This is a genomic window from Photobacterium toruni, assembly GCF_024529955.1.
Classification (GTDB): domain Bacteria; phylum Pseudomonadota; class Gammaproteobacteria; order Enterobacterales; family Vibrionaceae; genus Photobacterium; species Photobacterium toruni.
This window is the reverse complement of record NZ_AP024854.1, coordinates 276,065-295,092: the sequence shown is the minus strand read 5'-3', so window position 1 is coordinate 295,092 and position 19,028 is coordinate 276,065. Positions and strand designations below refer to the sequence as shown.

Genomic DNA, 19,028 nt, shown 5'->3' with positions numbered 1-19,028 from the left:
TTACGCCTTATGTTGCGGTTTAATCTTAGCCAACCGTTGTTGAATAAACAGTTGAGAAGAAGACGATATATTGCCTAAATCTAACGCCTGCTGGTAAGACGCTAACGCTTGATTAATGGCTTTAGTTCGCTCTTGAACAATGGCTAAGCCCATCCACCAACGGCCATCTTTAGGCGCTCGTTGAATTAATTTTTGGTAACACGCAAGCGCTATATTATTATGGTTTAACTGCTGAGCCAGTGCACCACGCATGGCAAGATACTGAATGCTCATATGGCCACTTTTTTCATCCAGTACCGTCAATGCCGCCTGAAACTGTGACTCATTCATTAATAATTTTGCTAATGTTAACCTTAAATCCGCTTGATTTGGCTGAGTAGATAATCCGCGTTCAAGTGTTGCTATCGCCTCTTGAACATTACCTCTGCCATAATATAATGCAGCTAATTTTTGTCTTGCCATGACCCAGTCGGGACGATAATACAATGCTGATTCTAGATTTAAGGCAGCCTGTTTACTATTTTGCTGATCTAAGGCTTTTTCTGCATTGAGATATTCAACATTTGCTAATTCATTCGGCGTTAATGATACGGCTTCGATCGATAATTCACTTTTAATTGGTGGCGATACTATTTTTTGTTTTTGATGTTCTTCAGCTAATGCTTGTTCATAACCTTTATTGTATCCATCATCATAAACACTTTGTTCATCATGATCAGTGATAACTGACGTACTAACACTATCATCAGTTGCCGCCATCACAGGCATTGTTACGGTACTTATCATCATACTCAAACAACTAAACATAACGCTATATAGCGATATTAATCTTCTCTTTTGAGCAAAATTTTTTATTTTCATCACAGTTTCTTTTTTATTAATAAAGGCCTAACCGTTATAACAAATAACAGCTAAGACCTTTTTAATGAGCAAACAAAGTTAGACGTTTCTATAACAGAAATCGAAAAATGACGACTTAAGCTTCGTCAGGAAACCACTGATTAATTAAAGAACGAGATCGTTCAATTTCTTGCTGCCAAGTATGATCAGTAACCACTGTCGGTTTTAACAAAATGACTAATTCTGTTTTATGTTTCACTCTATTGGTGTGACGGAATAAATTACCAAGAACAGGAATATCACCAAGCAGTGGAACCTTAGTTACTTGATCACTATAGCTCGTTTTCATTAAACCACCGATAACGACAACATCCCCTGAACGAGCATGAATAATAGAGTCTGATTCACGAATAGTACTCTTTGCTAATGGTAATTGATAAGTTCCGTATTTTTCGCCCAAATCAACACTTTTAACATCATTTTGCACGTCAACAACAACAGGATGTACATGCAATAGTACACCACCGTTATTATCAATTTGTGGCGTAACATCAAGAGAGATACCAGAGAAGAATGGGGTTAATTTAATATCTGGCGCTGCACTACTATTATCACCAGAAACATTACTGCTTGAAATATTGGTAACAAAATATTCATCACCACCCACTTTGATCACTGCCTTTTGGTTATTTGCGGCAGTCACTCGAGGACTAGATAACACATTTAAATCACCCTGAGTGGATAAAAAGCTCATTACAGCACTAAAATTACCATCAGTGATTGTTATGTTAGCTTGACCATTCACGATATTTGCAACGGCACCGCGCGTACCTTTAACAACAGCGCCAACAGAACCACCAAGGCTGCTGGTTAAATTATTCCAATCAATGCCTTGTTGATAACTATCATCAAGTGTGACTTCCATAATTTTTGCTTCTAATACCACCTGACGGGTTAAGCGTGTTTGCGACATACCTAGAAATTGTTTCACTTCTCGAAGTTCATTGGGGTAAGCGCGCACTGAAATTAATCCAGCTTGAGGTGAGACCATAACATTACGGCCATCTCCTTTACCGATCATTCCACTAACGACTTTTTCTAATTGCGCCCAAAAATCACTCTTAGACGTTGTTTCAATTGTTGTACCGCCCGTTGTGGTATTGTCACTATTGTTATCACTATTATTATTATCACTATCGTTGTTATTATTGTTATTGTTGTTACTATCGTTATTATTGCCGTTATCATTATCCGTCGTTGATCCCGTTGTAATCGATGTGAGTGACACACCTTTACGCTGTAACTGTAAATAGTTTACGGGAATAACATCGGTACGTAATGTTGCAGGAAAAACTTGAATGATATTGCCTTGACGAGTAATGTGATATCCATAAATATCTGAGGCGACATCTAAAACATTATCTAAAGTAACATCTTTTAATTTCATTGTAATTCGCCCCTTAACATTAGGATCAATAACAATATTAAAAGGCGTTCCTTTCACTAAACTCGTAAAAAATACATTTGCATCAACATTCTTTGCATTGATTCGAAAACGTTTATCTAATACTTTCTTAGATACTGGTTTACTTTCTAATGCTGGCATCAAATCAGCACTTACTGATGGTGGTAACGTAAACTGGGGCCGACTGCTTGACTCATTAGCCGCGTTATTTAATGCTTGTTTTATATCTGTAGGATTATGGTGTCCCATATTAGTTGAACAACCAACTAATGATGAAATCATAATAGCTAAAATGACTCGACGCATACTTATTTAACCTTTAATTTATTCTTATGTTTTCAGCGAATAACGCCAATTGCCATTTTTTACTGCCACGGCTTAAAGTAACAGTGTTATCAGTAATATGTGTTAATTTATACCCTTGAACGCTTCCACCTAAACCCACCACTGTTCCATTCAAAATAACGGAACAATGCTGATCATCACAAATAATACTTTGCAATGTGGGTAGTTGGGCTCGAGATATAACTCGTACCTTACTATTATTATTGGTCCATCCCAATGGCGCGGTCGGATCTTGTGCTGCAAATGCCGACTGCACAATCAAACTGGTAACGAATAAAGTTATCAATGCTATATATTTAACCACCGATAAAGTCCTTATTTTCACCTAATGTATAAACTTTTAATTCAATATTAGCCAATGGGTATTTCTCAACTTGATAATTTAAACTCAACCAATAATATTTAACGGGTAATGCTTCTAATTTTTTTAAATAATTAACGACGTTAAAATAACTACCGCTAAAATTCAAACTAACAGGATGAATAAAATATCCCACATCATTACCAGGAATTAATTGCTCTGAAGGTAATGAAGTCATCGATTCTAACTTTAATTCAGAACTATGCCGTAATACTTGTTCTAACAATTTCGTCATCTGTGTCGGTGTAACTAAACTTCCAATTTTAGTTTCAAGTTGTTTTGCTAATAGCTTATTCTTTTGTCTATATTTTTCTATTTTATTTTCAAGTACTTTATTTGGATTTATAGCTAATTTTCTTTTTGCTATAATTAATTCATTTTTAACTGTCTGAATATCATTATTTGTATTAGATAATGACATCTTTATATTTTGTGATGTTGTTATTTGAGGATCAATAACAAACATAAAACTAATAAATATAATGGCAACCCATCCAGTAATAGCAATTAGCCATTGTTCTCGACGCGACAAAGTTAAAAAACGCTGATTTAATTCTCGCCACTGATCCATTAATGAAGATCCTCAATCACATGTTTGCTATTTACTGCTTGTAAACTAAATGTCACGACATTTTTATCGTTTCGCCCTAATGACATTTTTTGAAAGCGCCTATTCATTAACGATGAATAACTATTAAATACTCCAACCCAACGTGGAACAGCATCAGGATTACGTGCCATACCATTTAAATCCATCAACGTTCCCGCAACATAAATATGCTGTAATGAAATATCACCATTAGACGCATCAGCTAATTGATTTAGCAACTCGGCATACCCCACTTTTAGACTATCATCATGTTTATAAATAGCTTTTAAAGCATTTTCTTTAGTTGCTAATTCAGCCTCTAATTTTTTAGCTTGCGAGACTTTAAGAGGATCAACCACCATCGCAGCAATTTTATCAGTGATTAAATGAAGCTGGTTCTTCTCTGCTGTTAATATGGATAACTGTTGATCTAACTGCTTTTGTTGTTCCATATTTTGCCATTGATTAAAGCTAAACCACCCCATAAATATAACCATGATAATCCCCCAACTTATGGCAAGATTAGACAATGTCATCCACTCTTTTAGCGGTAATAAATTATCACGATATAAGTTAAAAGCTGCATGCGATGAACGTTGTAAAGCAGCCCAGCCAAGCCGAGATACATTACAATCAATATTGGTTGCAACATCATCGACGACTTTAACATTAATGTTTAAACGCTGATTTAACTCATCGGCTAGTTTTTCATTTTGTTGCTTATCACAACTAATTATCAATTGACTAATCGCATCACCACGTAATTGTGCGCTGATATAATCTAATGACCGTTGTAATTCTAACGCTAAATTATCAAGTTGCTGTTGACGATTTTCTGGAATATCAGTATCTAATGTTGATAATGAAACACCACGTAATTGACGCTGAAAACAGAGATTTTGCTCATGAAAAGCCGTTAATTGAAGATCACCATTCTCATCACTATGAATAATTAACTGGCTACGATTTGCCTCAGTAAACGCACTCCAAACCACATCTTCAACAGTGATATCATTAACATGACATCCCGCTTTACTGCATGTGAGCACTATATCGGAGATTAATTGACGGGATGCAACAAAAACCTGCAGATGCCCGCTGACAATGGCAGGAAAACCATCAGCAATAATATCCGCCGGAGAATCATTGACTAAGTCTTTTATTAAAAAAGGTAAGGCAACCGGCAATTCTTCAGCACTTAAATTAGGCTGATCTATAATTAGACTCTGATATGAACCATGACCTAATACTATATGCACCAAATAACCCGATAATTGATGTTTAATAATTAAGTCATGTGCCGCATTATTCCAATCAGATACTGTCGATACGGCAATACGATCAACAATAAAATTGTCATGATCACGTCGAACAAGTGCAACCATCGTCTCATCAAAAGTAAGAGATACGACAGATTTAGACGCGTTCTTTTTAAAAAATTTAATAAGGCGTTGTTTCATATGCACCTAGAAATAAACATACATTCAGTATGAGATTATTTAATAATAAAATTGATTAGACTTCAGACATTACGAGGCATAATACATCATAAAATCCTTTTTAAAAAATAGTCGCAGTGATAATTTTTATCTATAAGTAATAAGATTTTTTATAATAAATTTTACTTATATTTTTGTTTCAACTGCAAAAAGACGTCCTTGTGCCGCAGCGACACCCAGTTGCTGTAACACCTGCCATTCTTTATTTGTTTCGACCCCAACAGCTATCACTTTGGCGTCACTATCAGAGCATGCTCCCAGCATACTTCTAACAAATAATTGATTTTCCTGACGTTGGTGAATATCACGCACTAAACCACGGTGTAATTTAATATAATCCGCTTTAACCTCTTTAATATAGTAAGTGCTAACTATTGTTCGCCCCGCTTGTGAAATAATCAGTTTGCAACCAAGCCCCGTTAATACTCGTAATACCGGTCGTATTGCGTCAAGATGTTTAACCAACATACTTTCTGATACTTCAAACAATAACCGATTCAGAACTGGCCGTGGTAATTGTAATAATTCATCACGCAGCCATTTAACAAATTTCTTGTCACGCAAGCTGATAGTTGTCACATTAACCGCATAACTATTTTCAGCCGATTGCTGTTTGAGTAATATTAAAGTTTGACTAATAACCGCTCGATCAAACCGGATTGAATAACCAACTTGTTCAACGGCCGACATAAAATGAGAAGCTTTAATAATATCGCCATTATCATCAGCAATTCGAGCTAACACAGCATGGCTCATCACTTGCTCATCTACTGCCATAATAATCGGTTGTTGGTATAGCAACGGTCCACCGTGAGTTAAGGTTTTATCAATCAATGTTCGCCAACGGACATTACCGCGAGATTTATCCCACTGGTGATCTTTATTAAAGCTATTCCAACTATTTGCACCTTGTAATTGTGAACTACGCAATGCAGTATCAACTTCATCCATGATACGCCCACGACGATCGCCGCCATGAAAATAAGTCACCCCAATATGACACCAGTTTTCTTTTTCCATAGGAGATGGTGGTGATAACCGCTCAACAGCATTTAATAATTGATGAGTAAATAGTTTAATTTCTTTGGCTGGCTGCTGAGGAATAAGAATTGCAAACTCAGCATCAAAATAACGAGCTAAAACAGTATCAGGAAAACGTTGAATAAAATTAGATAAAATAATGCTAATTTCCTGTAATAATTCATTGGCTACTGTTTTTCCTTGTTGGGTACATAACTCATCCCAATCACTTAAGCGTAATAAAATCACCGCTCCATGGCTATCATGGTCTTGCACCATAGATTGCAACCGACTATCAAATAGCACTCGATTAGCCGTACCGGTTAATTGATCTAAAAAAGTATGGGTACGAATAAACGTATCAAATCGGCTTCGTTCTTGCCGTGCATCTTTAAGCTCACTAATTAATTGATCTAACGCTAAACTTGCGGTTGCTGGCCATTCATAATCATTACCTTGAGCATATTGATCAACCCTACCAGCCAAAATCATTCGGCCGCGTTCTTCTAATAATTCCGAACCGTATAATTGAACTCGCAGCCATTGCACACCCCGTATTAATCCCAAGATAACAATTAACATCGCTAATGATATTGATGACATCGCACTTAAAGAATAGGTAAATTCACTATAAAGAGGAATCGCCGCAATCGTTACTTGATAGTCAGAATGTAACGGTAAAATATATTGATGGTGATACATAACATTAGGATCAGGAACGATTTGCTTACCTTTAAAAACAAATAATTGCTTATCGCCATCATTAATTGTTAACGTTACTACATTACTAGCCTCTAATAATGTCGGCAACCAACGAGGCAATGCTTGTACCCCTTGAGGATCTGCTAACTCTTGATCAATAACTGTCACCACGCCATCAAGATAATGGACTAATGAATCTTGACCAAGTTTACGAAAACTCAATGCGCCACCAATAAAAATCACTAAAATCGCGCAAATCACGATCATGGTAACAAACGCAACTAAACGATTTGTTAACTTCATCCTTGAGGCTTTTCTCATAGCATCCTTACTTCACATATGCCATTAATGTCATTAGATAATCATCAAACGATCTTAATCATTTTCAGATCGCTTAGCATACGCTACATTAGCCCCGTTAATCGATTATTAATCTTACATTGTAATAACAAAATAATACTTTTATGGATTGGATCACTTGTGCTAATCGTTTTATTACCGTAGTTGAGCATGGCTCACTCGCACAAGTAGCAGACAAACTTAATGCCTCTCGCTCTGCACTATCAACATGATTATTTTAGATAGAAAAACAATTAAGGTACTGCTGCCTCATTTAGCAGTCACAAACGCTATCCATTAAACGGTTAATGACAATCAAGATATATACATTATTACCACCGTTAATGATTAATTATTAATTATTTCCTCAGGATCATTTTTTAACATTTTAAATGGAATCATTTCATTACCGCTCAAAACTTGAATATCATTATTTTTTGGTAATTGATAAACATTAAGTGATGGTACTTGTGTTGTTTTAACGCCAATCCAATTAGAAAAAATAGACATGAAATTAAAGGCACTAACTTGCTTATTTAACATTATATGCTGATGAATATCACTGGCTATTTCAATTAATGGTACTTCATAATTTTGCTTATATAAATCACCATGCACTAATTGTGTTTTTCCTTTAACCGTACTAACGTTATTCAAACCATGATCAGAGAAATACAACACAGAATAGCTTTTTTGGGTTGCTTTCAAGTCCTTAATTACCGATTTAATAATCGCATCTGTTTGGTTATATGTTGATAAATAACAAGATAAATCTTTATCTTTTAATCTATAAATATCTTTTTTAATCCGATCACAAAAATTCTCATGTGATCCCATAATATGCAACACAATTAATTTAGAACCATTATATGGTTGTACTAATGCCTGTTTAAATAACGGCAATAATGCATAATCACTGGTATTATTAGTCAGAAAATTGCCCTTCTTTAAAAATTCTTTTTCTGAAGCATGTACAGCAATGGCTGATACAGCAGTATCATACTTACCTATAAAACCCTGATTTGATAACCATATTGTTTTCATCTTCGCGGCATTAGCTAAAGTAATAATATTATCTACTGGATGTAAATCTAAGCCATGGCTGATACCTAATGTACGAGGTAATGAAACAGCAGTATGAGATGCTGTTGAAAGGTAACCATTTACATATATTCCTGACGTTTTAGCTAAAAACGGCGTCGTATTAATAGGATAAGCATAAGCAGACATATAATCTTTACGCATGCTTTCTCCAATAATTAATACATAAGTTTTATATTTTGGCTTAACCTTTAAAATCGTCCAATTAGCCGTTTGATGAATACTCTTTTTCAATGCATCGATTTGCGTAATATAATGTTCAACACTTTTATAACCATGCGTTACAAATAAACTGAGTGATGATAAATAAAAGCAAACACATCCAAATAAAAAAGCAGTTTTACGCCATTTAAATATAAACTCAACGCTTATTAAATAATAAATAAAAGTTATCAATAAAATGGTATTAAGAAGCCATACTTTTATTGGAATAGCGAATAAAAATTCAATACTCTCACGTTTATTCGTTTCAAATAATGATGCAACAATACCGATATTTGGGTGCCCATAAATATAACCAGACTGAAAGTATAATACGGCAACCAATCCAATAGGAAATATAAAAAACCATTTAAACCAACGTGTAGCTGATAAAAATATCAGAGCTAAAAACAAGTATCCAGCTACTATTATTATTTTATTTTCATAACCAACACCAATGGTTAATAATAAAGATAATAATAATGTAACAGCAATATCTAAACGTTTCATAAATACAACAAGATAAATAAATAACAATCGAAATAATAGTTTATCTTAGGTTTGTTATTTTTAACACAAAAAACCCAGCAAGAATGCTGGGTCAATAAATATGGATAAGCTAAATATAATTATCTATATTACACTTTTTTTCATGAGTCCTAGAACGGAATATCGTCGTCAAAATCCATTGGTGGCTCATTATATTGCTGCTGCGGTTGCTGTGGAGCAGACTGCTGCGGCGCTGGCTGATGTTGTTGCTGTGGTGCATAATTTTGTTGTGGCGCAGCTGCAGGTTGTTGAGGCTGACCCCAATTACCTTGATTCTGCTGTTGTTGCTGGCCACCCATTGGAGCACCTTGACCGCCATTACGGCCGCCTAACATTTGCATTACACCATTAAAACCTTGAACAACGACTTCAGTAGTGTATTGATCTTGGCCTTGTTGGTTTTGCCATTTACGGGTTTGTAATTGGCCTTCGATGTACACTTGTGAACCTTTACGTAGGTACTCACCAGCGACTTCTGCTAATTTGCCAAACAATGCTACACGGTGCCATTCTGTTTTTTCACGTTGCTCACCGGTAGACTTATCACGCCAAGACTCAGAGGTTGCAATAGTAATATTAGCTACTGCACCACCGCTAGGCATGTAACGAATTTCTGGATCATTTCCCAAGTTACCAATTAAGATAACTTTATTTACGCCACGACTGGCCATAGTTCACTCCAAAGCTGATAGCGACGGTATTGGGTGTTAATAGCCGCTTAGTCAAAGTTTATACCCAATCACACAGTTTATCATGCTAGCAAGGTCAAGGCATAGTGCCAAAGCATGCCATAACACGCAATAATCCATAGCGACGCTAAGCTAAACCAATATTAATATGAAGAATAAATCCATCATCACCAATTGAAAACCTTAACACTATTAATGCAGATTATTACTGCAAAATTATTATTTTTCTAACTCACCATTTTTGTAACAATATTCAGCATCAACACTTAATAAAGTCTATTTTCAAGATTAAAAACGCATGCTGTTAAATATATTGTAAAAACTATTTGTAGATAACCACATTAAAAATATAAATAAATTTAAAGGTTAATCTTGTTATTCGCTCAAAGATTTAAAGATAACACGGTTCAAAATTATTATATGGTTTTGAGAGCACAACACTGATATTGAGTTGATTTATCGCTTAAAATCTCTAACATTGCACATCATAAAATAATGCTATATCGCATCAGCAGATAGACGTTAATCTGCATTCAATACATACTCAATTACATTAAATCTAGGAAACACTATGATCAAAAAATGTCTATTTCCTGCAGCAGGATACGGTACGCGTTTTCTTCCGGCAACAAAATCAATGCCAAAAGAAATGATGCCTATCGTAAATAAACCTTTGATTGAATATGGTGTAGAGGAAGCAATTCAAGCGGGCATGAACGGTATGTGTATCGTGACTGGCCGTGGTAAGAATACCTTGATGGATCATTTTGATAAAAACTACGAACTAGAACATCAAATTAGCGGTACTAACAAAGAAGAACTGTTATTTGATATTCGCCGTGTCATTGATTCAGCGCACTTCACTTACATTCGTCAAGGTGAAATGAAAGGTCTCGGTCACGCTATCCTTATGGGTCGTGAACTCGTTGGTAATGAACCTTTCGCAGTGGTACTTGCTGATGATCTTTGTGTCAATGAAGAGCAAGGCGTATTGGCTCAAATGGCTGCACTTTACAAGCAATTTCGTTGTTCAATCGTTGCTGTTGAAGAAGTACCAGCAGAAGATACCCATAAATACGGTGTCATTGCAGGTCAGATGATCCGTGATGACCTATTCCGCGTTGATAACATGGTAGAAAAACCAGAACCAGGCACTGCGCCAAGTAACCTTGCTATTATCGGTCGTTACATTCTAACTCCAGATATTTTTGATATCATCGAAGAAACAGAACCAGGTAAAGGCGGTGAAATTCAAATTACTGATGCACTCCTAAAACAAGCGCAATCAGGTTGTGTATTAGCATACAAATTTAAAGGTAAACGTTTTGATTGTGGTAGCGTTGATGGCTACATTGAAGCGACTAACTACTGTTATGAAAATATCTATAAAAAAGAACAATCATCTAAGTTAGCCAAACAACAAACTAGCAAAAAGTAACTTATCAATACCTTTTAAGAATCCCGCTTTTTATAGCGGGATTTTTTTCATTCTGCTGCTGTGTTTTTATTCTTTTGCTCATTAAAAGCGGCTATGAAATACTACTCACTAATAATTAACTAAAACAATAGTGATGGGTATGGATTACATCGAAGTACAGGGTGCACGCACTCATAATCTTAAAAATATCAATATTTCCATTCCTCGCGACAAGCTCGTTGTTATCACGGGCTTATCCGGTTCGGGAAAATCATCGTTAGCCTTTGATACCTTATATGCTGAAGGTCAACGCCGCTATGTCGAGTCACTATCTGCTTATGCTCGTCAATTTCTTTCGTTAATGGAAAAACCGGATGTTGATCATATCGAAGGTTTGTCACCTGCTATTTCAATTGAACAAAAATCAACATCGCATAATCCTCGTTCGACCGTAGGTACAATTACTGAGATCTATGACTATTTACGTTTGCTTTATGCTCGCGTAGGCGAACCTCGCTGCCCTATTCATAACGTTCCCCTAGCCGCACAAACCGTCAGCCAAATGGTTGATCAAGTACTTGCTATGGATGAAGGCAGCAAGTTAATGTTACTCGCACCTATCATCAAAGAACGTAAAGGCGAGCATGTAAAAACGCTCGCTAACCTTGCCGCCCAAGGCTATATTCGTGCTCGTATTGACGGTGATGTCTGTGATCTTTCCGATCCACCCACATTAGAGCTTCATAAAAAACACACCATTGAAGTTGTCGTTGATCGTTTAAAAGTCCGTGATGATCTGCAATTACGCTTAGCCGAATCGTTTGAAACCGCACTAGAACTATCTGGTGGTACCGTTATTATTGCCCCAATGACGACTGGTGACATACCAGAACAAGTATTTTCCGCTAATTTTGCTTGTCCGCATTGTGGTTACAGCATGCAAGAACTTGAGCCTCGACTGTTCTCATTCAATAACCCTGCTGGTGCTTGTGGTACTTGTGATGGTTTAGGAGTCCAACAATATTTCGATCCTGAACGCGTAGTACAAAATGGCGAACTCAGTTTAGCTGGCGGTGCCATTCGCGGCTGGGATAAGCGTAATTTTTATTATTTCCAAATGCTAAAATCACTAGCGGAACATTTTAAATTTGATGTTGAAGCACCTTTCGATACCCTACCAAAAAAAATTCAAACCGTGATCCTTAATGGTTCAGGCACAACAGATATAGAATTTAAATACATTAATGATCGTGGTGACATTACCGTTCGTCGGCATCCATTTGAAGGTATTTTAAATAATATGGAGCGCCGTTATCACGAAACAGAATCTAACTCTGTTCGTGAAGAACTGGCTAAATTTGTATCAACCAAGCCTTGTGCGAGTTGTCATGGCTCACGGTTACGCCAAGAAGCACGTCATGTTTTTATTGGTGAAACCAACCTGCCGCATATTTGTGACATGAGCATAAGTGAAGCATCCACGTTCTTTGAACAATTAGCATTAACCGGCCAACGAGCTCAAATTGCCGCTAAAATTCTCAAAGAAATTAATGAGCGTTTAAATTTCTTAATTAATGTTGGCTTAAATTATCTGAGCTTATCTCGCAGTGCTGATACTCTTTCGGGCGGTGAAGCTCAGCGTATTCGACTCGCAAGTCAAATTGGTGCAGGGTTAATGGGCGTGATGTATGTCCTTGATGAACCCTCAATAGGTCTCCATCAGCGAGATAATGAACGATTATTAAAAACCCTGATCCATTTGCGTGATCTCGGGAATACCGTCATTGTAGTTGAACATGATGAAGACGCTATTCGTGCTGCCGATTATGTGATTGATATCGGTCCTGGTGCGGGCGTCCATGGTGGTGAAATCATTGCAGAAGGCACCATTAAAGATATTCTAAAATCAAAAAAATCGTTAACAGGCCAGTATCTTAGCGGTAAAAAATCCATCGCAATCCCAACCCAACGGGTACCGTTTGATCCTGCTAAAACAGTTACACTTTTAGGAGCCAGCGGTAATAACCTTAAAGATGTTAATGTTGAAATTCCAGTCGGATTATTTACCTGTATTACAGGCGTTTCTGGATCAGGTAAATCGACGTTAATCAATGATACTTTCTTTAAAATCGCCCACCAACGACTTAATGGCGCCACAACAGGCACACCCGCGCCTTATAAAGAAATTCGAGATCTAGAACATTTTGATAAAGTAATCGATATTGATCAAAGCCCGATCGGTCGTACTCCTCGTTCAAATCCTGCGACTTATACGGGTATTTTTACCCCTATTCGTGAATTATTTGCAGGAACACAAGAATCTCGCTCTCGTGGTTATAAGCCCGGTCGTTTTAGCTTTAACGTTCGCGGCGGACGCTGTGAAGCTTGTCAAGGTGATGGTGTTATCAAAGTTGAAATGCACTTTTTACCTGACGTTTATGTTCCGTGTGATGCATGTAAAGGTAAACGCTATAACCGTGAAACATTAGAAGTACGTTACAAAGGCAAAAGTATTGATGAAGTTTTACAGCTTACCGTTGAAGATGCGCATCAGTTCTTTGAACCTGTTCCAGCAATTGCACGAAAATTGAAGACATTAATCGATGTCGGTTTATCGTATATTCGCCTCGGTCAGGCCGCGACAACGTTATCAGGCGGTGAAGCACAGCGGGTTAAACTTGCTAAAGAGTTATCTAAACGTGACACGGGTAAGACCTTGTATATTTTAGATGAACCCACTACAGGCTTGCATTTCCATGATATTCAACAGCTACTAACGGTGTTACACAAGCTGCGTGATCGTGGTAATACCATTGTGGTTATCGAACATAATCTCGATGTCATTAAAACCGCAGATTGGGTAATTGATCTCGGTCCTGAAGGCGGTAATGGTGGTGGTGAAATTATTGCTACTGGTACTCCTGAAGATGTCGCTCAAGTTAAAGGCTCACATACCGCAAGATTTCTAAAACCGTTATTAGGTTAGAATATGAAAGCACGTTAATATATCAACAGGCTGAGATTATTCAGCCTGTTTGCTCATTCATACTCAGGAACAACCATGACAGTGTTACAACTTCAAGGTACCAGATTAGAACAGAAACGAATTTCTAAACCTTTGGTGCGCTATTTTCTTGCAACAATAGGAATTATTTTTATTGTTGCGATGCATTACTTTCAACATAATCCCGGTGGTTCAGGGCTTGAGCTTTCCTTTAATGCCGCAGTATGGATACCATTTGGCTTTGTGCTGTCTTTAGGCTTACTTGAAATTTGCCGTCAACAAATATGGCGTTACTCTCGACTGACATTGTTCCTGTTTGGCTGCTGTGTACTACTCACTCTTCCCATTTTTTATCCTAATGCTGACGCAGAGGCTGCGTTTAATCGCTTATTTACTTTGTGGGCTGGGTTTCTTTTCTTTGTGAGTTTGCAACAATTTGTTTTTACTCATCAGCAACGTCAACGTTTACTATGGTTTATTTTAATTGGCGTTTTAATTGAAGCCGTTTTCGCCTGGTATCAATACCTTTGGATCCCTGCTAAAAATCCCATTGGTTATGATGTTATCGCTAACCGCCCTTATGGAATATTCCAACAACCCAATGTAATGGCAAGCTTCTTAGCGACAGGGCTAGTCATTAGCTGTTACTTATTAGCGCGAGTACCGTTATATCGTGGTAAATGGTCATGGCAACATATCATCCTACTCGCAACACCAGTTCTGACTATTCCTATTCTTGTCGTTCTAAACTCCCGTACAGGGTGGTTAGGTACCATCATTGGTCTAGTGCTAATGCTGCCTTATTTACACCGTTTTGCTGCTAAACAAACGCAACGCTTATGGCTATTAATGATTACACTAGGACTCTGTTTTGCATGGAATATAGCATCAACTGAAGACTGGTCACCAAGAAATGAAAGTATTTCTTTAGAAAGCCCAAGAGAAATTCATTTTCCACAAGCTTATGATATGTTTACCACTAAACCATTAACAGGTTATGGCTATGGTAAATTTGAACCCGCTTATATCACCCAAACTGCATTATGGCACCAACAAAATCCTGCTCATCAACCTGCAGGGATCCCCAGCTTAGATCATCCTCATAATGAGTTACTTTACTGGGCTGATGAAGGCGGCATTATACCGTTACTCGGGTTATTATTAGCAGCATTTGCTGTCTTAATGAGAATAAGAAAAGCCCCTAATGGAACGCAATTAGCATTGATAGGGTTATTCTTCCCTATCGTGTTACATACCCAACTTGAATATCCGTTTTATCACTCATTGGTACATTGGTTAATATTTATTATATTAATTTTTTGGGTCGATAATCTCACGGCAAAATATCATCGTCGCCAAGTGACATATACGTTAAGTATTAAAGTTTTTGCACTTATTACACCCATTATTATCTCTGGCTTTATGCTAACAACCTTATATTCAGGTTGGCTGTTAACTAAATTTGAAACAACTCGACCGGTTAATATTGATTACTTAATTAAAGTGAATAATCCATGGGCATGGAAAAATCGTTTTGAATGGGATCTTCATTTAACTCAACTACAACTAGGTATTGCGACCGAAAAACCGCAGTTAATTACTGAATATATTCAATGGGCAAACCAAAAAGCACAACATTGGCCTCGTCCCGCTTTGTTTGAAAATCTAATTCTTGCGTACACCGCACAAGGAAACACTGCCCAAGCAACCCAAGTGACACATGAAGCACAACTGCTGTTTCCAAATATCGCTCAACTAAGCGCTGCAACAACCACAGCGTCATCAGCAAAGTAACCACGACAAACAACCATCAATGGCGAACACTATTGCCATTGATGGTTCATCTCTCTCTTATTTCAACGTGCTTTCAAGAGCTTTAATACATAATGCGACATTTTCACTACGCGCAGCATAACCCATTAATCCAATTCGCCATGCTTTACCGGCAAGCGAGCCTAATCCTGCACCTATTTCTAGATTGTAACGCTCTAATAACGTCGATCTTACTGCCGCATCATCAATCCCCTCAGGAATATAAACCGCATTAAGCTGAGGTAACCGATAGGCTTCTGCAACCACAAATTCAATTCCTAAGGCTTCAAGTCCGGTCTTTAACTCAAGATGTGCTCGTTGATGACGCAGCCAAGCTTGCTCTAACCCTTCATTGTGTAATAACACTAGCGCTTCGTGTAATGCATACAAGCTATTAACGGGTGCAGTATGATGATAGCTGCGCTTACCTTCACCACTCCAATAACCCAGCACTAAACTTTGATCTAAAAACCAACTTTGCACTGCTGTTTTACGTTGCTGAATTTTATTTATAGCTTGCTCGGAAAACGTCAGTGGCGATAATCCGGGAACACAAGATAAACACTTTTGACTGCCAGAATAAACCGCATCAAGTTGCCACTCATCCACCAGCAACGGTACGCCACCTAAAGATGTTACGGCATCAACAATAGTTAAACAGCCATACTTTCGTGCAATTTCAGCCAAGGTTTTTGCATCAGATAATGCACCCGTTGATGTTTCTGCATGTACAAAAGCAACAATTTTAATCTCAGGATCGGTCTGTAATGCTTGTTCAACCAAAGCGGGAGATACCGGCTCCCCCCATGCATTATCAACCATAATGGCAATACCACCACAGCGTTCAACGTTCTCCCGCATGCGATCGCCAAACACGCCATTACGACAAACTAATACCTTATCTCCCGCTTCAACTAAATTAACAAAACAGGCTTCCATGCCCGCACTACCCGGCGCTGACACCGCAATCGTAAACGTATTTTTAGTTTGAAAAGCGTATTGCAGCAACTGTTTAAGCTCATCCATCATTTTAATAAATAACGGATCAAGGTGGCCAATTGTCGGACGACTTAGTGCTTGTAATACTTGCGGATAAATATCAGAAGGCCCAGGTCCCATAAGTGTTCTTTGTGGTGGTATAAAACTGGTGATAGGCATAGATTCAACTCCATTAAATCATGTTTATTATCAATAAGGTGATGGAAGGTTAGTCGTTATTACAGAGTATTAGAGCGATGCCAAAGCTGCAAGTAACGATCTAAAATCCTGTTAATTACACATACTTTTTATTAACCAGTGATAAATTATCATTTAACAATTGACAACTTAGGGTCATTTCCTATTCAATGAAAACAGTGATTATTCACTACAGAAGAGGTGCGTTACCTAGGTAGCAAGATGGTAGGACCCAAGCCTAAGTCGATCTTGTAAGGGAGAGTAACGCCGAGATATTACTGGTTTGGGGCCAATAATATCGGCTATGAGAGTTGAATCTCTCAGGCTGTCATCTAAGTCAGGTTGACGATGATGGGGAGCTTCTGGGTAGCCGCATCAGCGTTACTGCCTATTACCTCCTCGACAATGGACGTCGGGAATTCTTCCGAAGCAAAAGCCTACTTTGCCGTATTTACGATAAAAGGGAGAACACCGTAATGAGCATGATTTCAACCGCAACAACAAAGCCATTGATTGTGGCCAAATTTGGTGGTACCAGTGTCGCTGATTACGCTGCAATGTGTCGCAGTGCTAATATTGTTATTACTAACCCACACACCAAAATAGTATTAATAAGTGCTTGTTCAGGCGTGACCAATGTACTGGTCGCCTTAGCTAATGGCATTAGTGATACCACTTTACGCCAACAACATTTACAACAGTTAACTGAGACTCACCAACAGATACTGGATCAACTCCAGTACCCACATACGGTTAGTGACGCAATTTATACGTTATTAGATGATATTGCCTCAGCCTCAGCACAAGCAGCGATAGCATCATCACCACAACTCACTGATAAATTAGTCAGCCATGGCGAGCTATTATCAACCCATCTTTTTAATCAAATTTTAGTCGAAATGAATGCTGCTGCGATTCGATTTGATATTCGCGATGTCATGCGTACTGATACCCAATTTGGTAAAGCATTGCCGCAACCCAAGCTTATTCGTCAATTAGCTCAACAACATTTAGTACCACTTGTCGCTACTCAGATTGTAGTATCACAAGGCTTTATTGGTCGTGACGAACTGGGCAATACCACCACACTAGGCCGAGGTGGAAGTGATTATAGTGCAGCATTGATTGCCGAAGCGGTAGATGCGACCACCCTAGAGATCTGGACAGATGTTCCGGGAATGTATACCACCGATCCTCGCATTACCACGGCAGCCAAACCAATTAAAGAAATCAGCTTTAGTGAAGCCTCTGAAATGGCTAACTTTGGTGCAAAGATCCTCCATCCATCAACACTGGTTCCTGCTATTCGCCACCAGATCCCCGTTTTTATTGGTTCATCAACAGCACCGCAACAAGGTGGAACATGGATCAGAAAAACGGTCAATCAAGCGCCACTCTTTAGAGCATTAGCGTTACGTGGAAATCAGACGATGGTGACATTAACCAGTCTTAATATGTTTCAGGCTTATGGCTTTTTAGCCGAAGTATTTCGTATTTTGGCTGAACATAAAATCTCGGTCGATTTAATTACCACCTCAGAAGTCAGTGTTTCGTTAACGCTCGATAAAACCGATACTAGTGGCGGTGCCCCAACATTACCCTTAGCTGCCGTTGAACAATTGAATCAATTGTGTCGCGTTGATATTGAACAGGGGCTGTCGTTAGTGGCTTTGATTGGTAATCATATGAGTGACAGTAAAGGCTCTGCCAAGCATATCTTTGGCGCACTTGATGCGTATAATTTACGTCTTATTTGTTATGGTGCGAGTCCGCATAATCTCTGTTTCTTGGTCAATGAAGCTGATGCTAAATCAGTGATCACAACACTGCATCAACAACTATTAGAATAATCACTATCAGCACAAATAAAAAAAATACAAAAAAGGCGCAACCATTGCGCCTTTTCGTTTTAATCTCAT

General features: G+C 38.0%; 14 protein-coding genes and 1 riboswitch. Of the genes, 5 read left to right on the top strand and 9 right to left on the bottom strand.

What is annotated here, in order from left to right:
* The 6 genes from OC457_RS01470 to csrD all read right to left on the bottom strand — a co-directional run bounded on the left by OC457_RS01470 (position 1) and on the right by csrD (position 7,142).
* Positions 1-789 carry a tetratricopeptide repeat protein gene (locus OC457_RS01470; RefSeq protein WP_235866928.1) on the bottom strand — a complete coding sequence of 263 codons (789 nt, stop codon included), beginning with the start codon at positions 787-789 and terminating at the stop codon, positions 1-3.
* A 187-nt stretch (positions 790-976) separates the two neighbouring features.
* Positions 977-2,611: a pilus (MSHA type) biogenesis protein MshL gene (mshL, locus tag OC457_RS01465; protein WP_080174423.1), complete on the bottom strand. Its 1,635-nt coding sequence runs from the start codon at positions 2,609-2,611 to the stop codon at positions 977-979.
* Positions 2,612-2,624: 13 nt separating this feature from the next.
* Positions 2,625-2,954, bottom strand: a complete 330-nt coding sequence (locus tag OC457_RS01460; protein ID WP_210436076.1) for an MSHA biogenesis protein MshK — start codon at positions 2,952-2,954, stop codon at positions 2,625-2,627.
* A complete protein-coding gene (gene pilO / locus OC457_RS01455; protein WP_080174422.1) occupies positions 2,947-3,582 on the bottom strand; it encodes a type 4a pilus biogenesis protein PilO in 636 nt (211 codons plus the stop codon). Before pilO ends, OC457_RS01460 begins: the two co-directional genes overlap by 8 nt.
* Positions 3,582-5,060: an MSHA biogenesis protein MshI gene (locus OC457_RS01450; protein ID WP_080174421.1), complete on the bottom strand. Its 1,479-nt coding sequence runs from the start codon at positions 5,058-5,060 to the stop codon at positions 3,582-3,584. The genes pilO and OC457_RS01450 overlap by 1 nt, the downstream gene beginning before the upstream one ends.
* Positions 5,061-5,225: 165 nt before the next feature.
* A complete protein-coding gene (gene csrD, locus OC457_RS01445) occupies positions 5,226-7,142 on the bottom strand; it encodes an RNase E specificity factor CsrD (protein ID WP_080174420.1) in 1,917 nt (638 codons plus the stop codon).
* Positions 7,143-7,285: 143 nt separating this feature from the next.
* On the opposite strand from csrD, the gene OC457_RS01440 reads away from it, so the two are divergent.
* A complete protein-coding gene (locus tag OC457_RS01440) occupies positions 7,286-7,393 on the top strand; it encodes a helix-turn-helix domain-containing protein (protein ID WP_235866927.1) in 108 nt (35 codons plus the stop codon).
* A 115-nt stretch (positions 7,394-7,508) separates the two neighbouring features.
* Here the strand turns inward: OC457_RS01440 and OC457_RS01435 are convergent, their stop codons facing one another.
* Positions 7,509-8,972: a phosphoethanolamine transferase gene (locus tag OC457_RS01435; protein WP_080174419.1), complete on the bottom strand. Its 1,464-nt coding sequence runs from the start codon at positions 8,970-8,972 to the stop codon at positions 7,509-7,511.
* A gap of 149 nt (positions 8,973-9,121) precedes the next feature.
* Positions 9,122-9,682 (bottom strand): single-stranded DNA-binding protein, encoded by a 561-nt coding sequence (locus tag OC457_RS01430; protein ID WP_080174418.1) that lies wholly within the window; start codon positions 9,680-9,682, stop codon positions 9,122-9,124.
* A gap of 589 nt (positions 9,683-10,271) precedes the next feature.
* Between OC457_RS01430 and galU the strand changes: the two genes are divergently transcribed.
* The 3 genes from galU to OC457_RS01415 all read left to right on the top strand — a co-directional run bounded on the left by galU (position 10,272) and on the right by OC457_RS01415 (position 15,915).
* Positions 10,272-11,138, top strand: coding sequence for a UTP--glucose-1-phosphate uridylyltransferase GalU (gene galU / locus OC457_RS01425; protein WP_080174417.1), 867 nt, complete (start codon positions 10,272-10,274; stop codon positions 11,136-11,138).
* Positions 11,139-11,277: 139 nt separating this feature from the next.
* Positions 11,278-14,103 (top strand): excinuclease ABC subunit UvrA, encoded by a 2,826-nt coding sequence (gene uvrA / locus OC457_RS01420; protein WP_080174416.1) that lies wholly within the window; start codon positions 11,278-11,280, stop codon positions 14,101-14,103.
* 75 nt (positions 14,104-14,178) lie between these two features.
* Positions 14,179-15,915 (top strand): PglL family O-oligosaccharyltransferase, encoded by a 1,737-nt coding sequence (locus tag OC457_RS01415; RefSeq protein ID WP_080174415.1) that lies wholly within the window; start codon positions 14,179-14,181, stop codon positions 15,913-15,915.
* A gap of 57 nt (positions 15,916-15,972) precedes the next feature.
* Here OC457_RS01415 and OC457_RS01410 read toward each other — a convergent pair whose 3' ends face one another.
* Complete coding sequence (locus OC457_RS01410; RefSeq protein WP_080174414.1) at positions 15,973-17,091, bottom strand: pyridoxal-phosphate-dependent aminotransferase family protein; 1,119 nt, start codon at positions 17,089-17,091, stop codon at positions 15,973-15,975.
* Between the two features lie 206 nt (positions 17,092-17,297).
* Positions 17,298-17,479, top strand: a riboswitch (Lysine riboswitch).
* A gap of 112 nt (positions 17,480-17,591) precedes the next feature.
* On the opposite strand from OC457_RS01410, the gene lysC reads away from it, so the two are divergent.
* Positions 17,592-18,959 carry a lysine-sensitive aspartokinase 3 gene (lysC, locus tag OC457_RS01405; RefSeq protein ID WP_235866931.1) on the top strand — a complete coding sequence of 456 codons (1,368 nt, stop codon included), beginning with the start codon at positions 17,592-17,594 and terminating at the stop codon, positions 18,957-18,959.
* Positions 18,960-19,028: the final 69 nt, after the last annotated feature.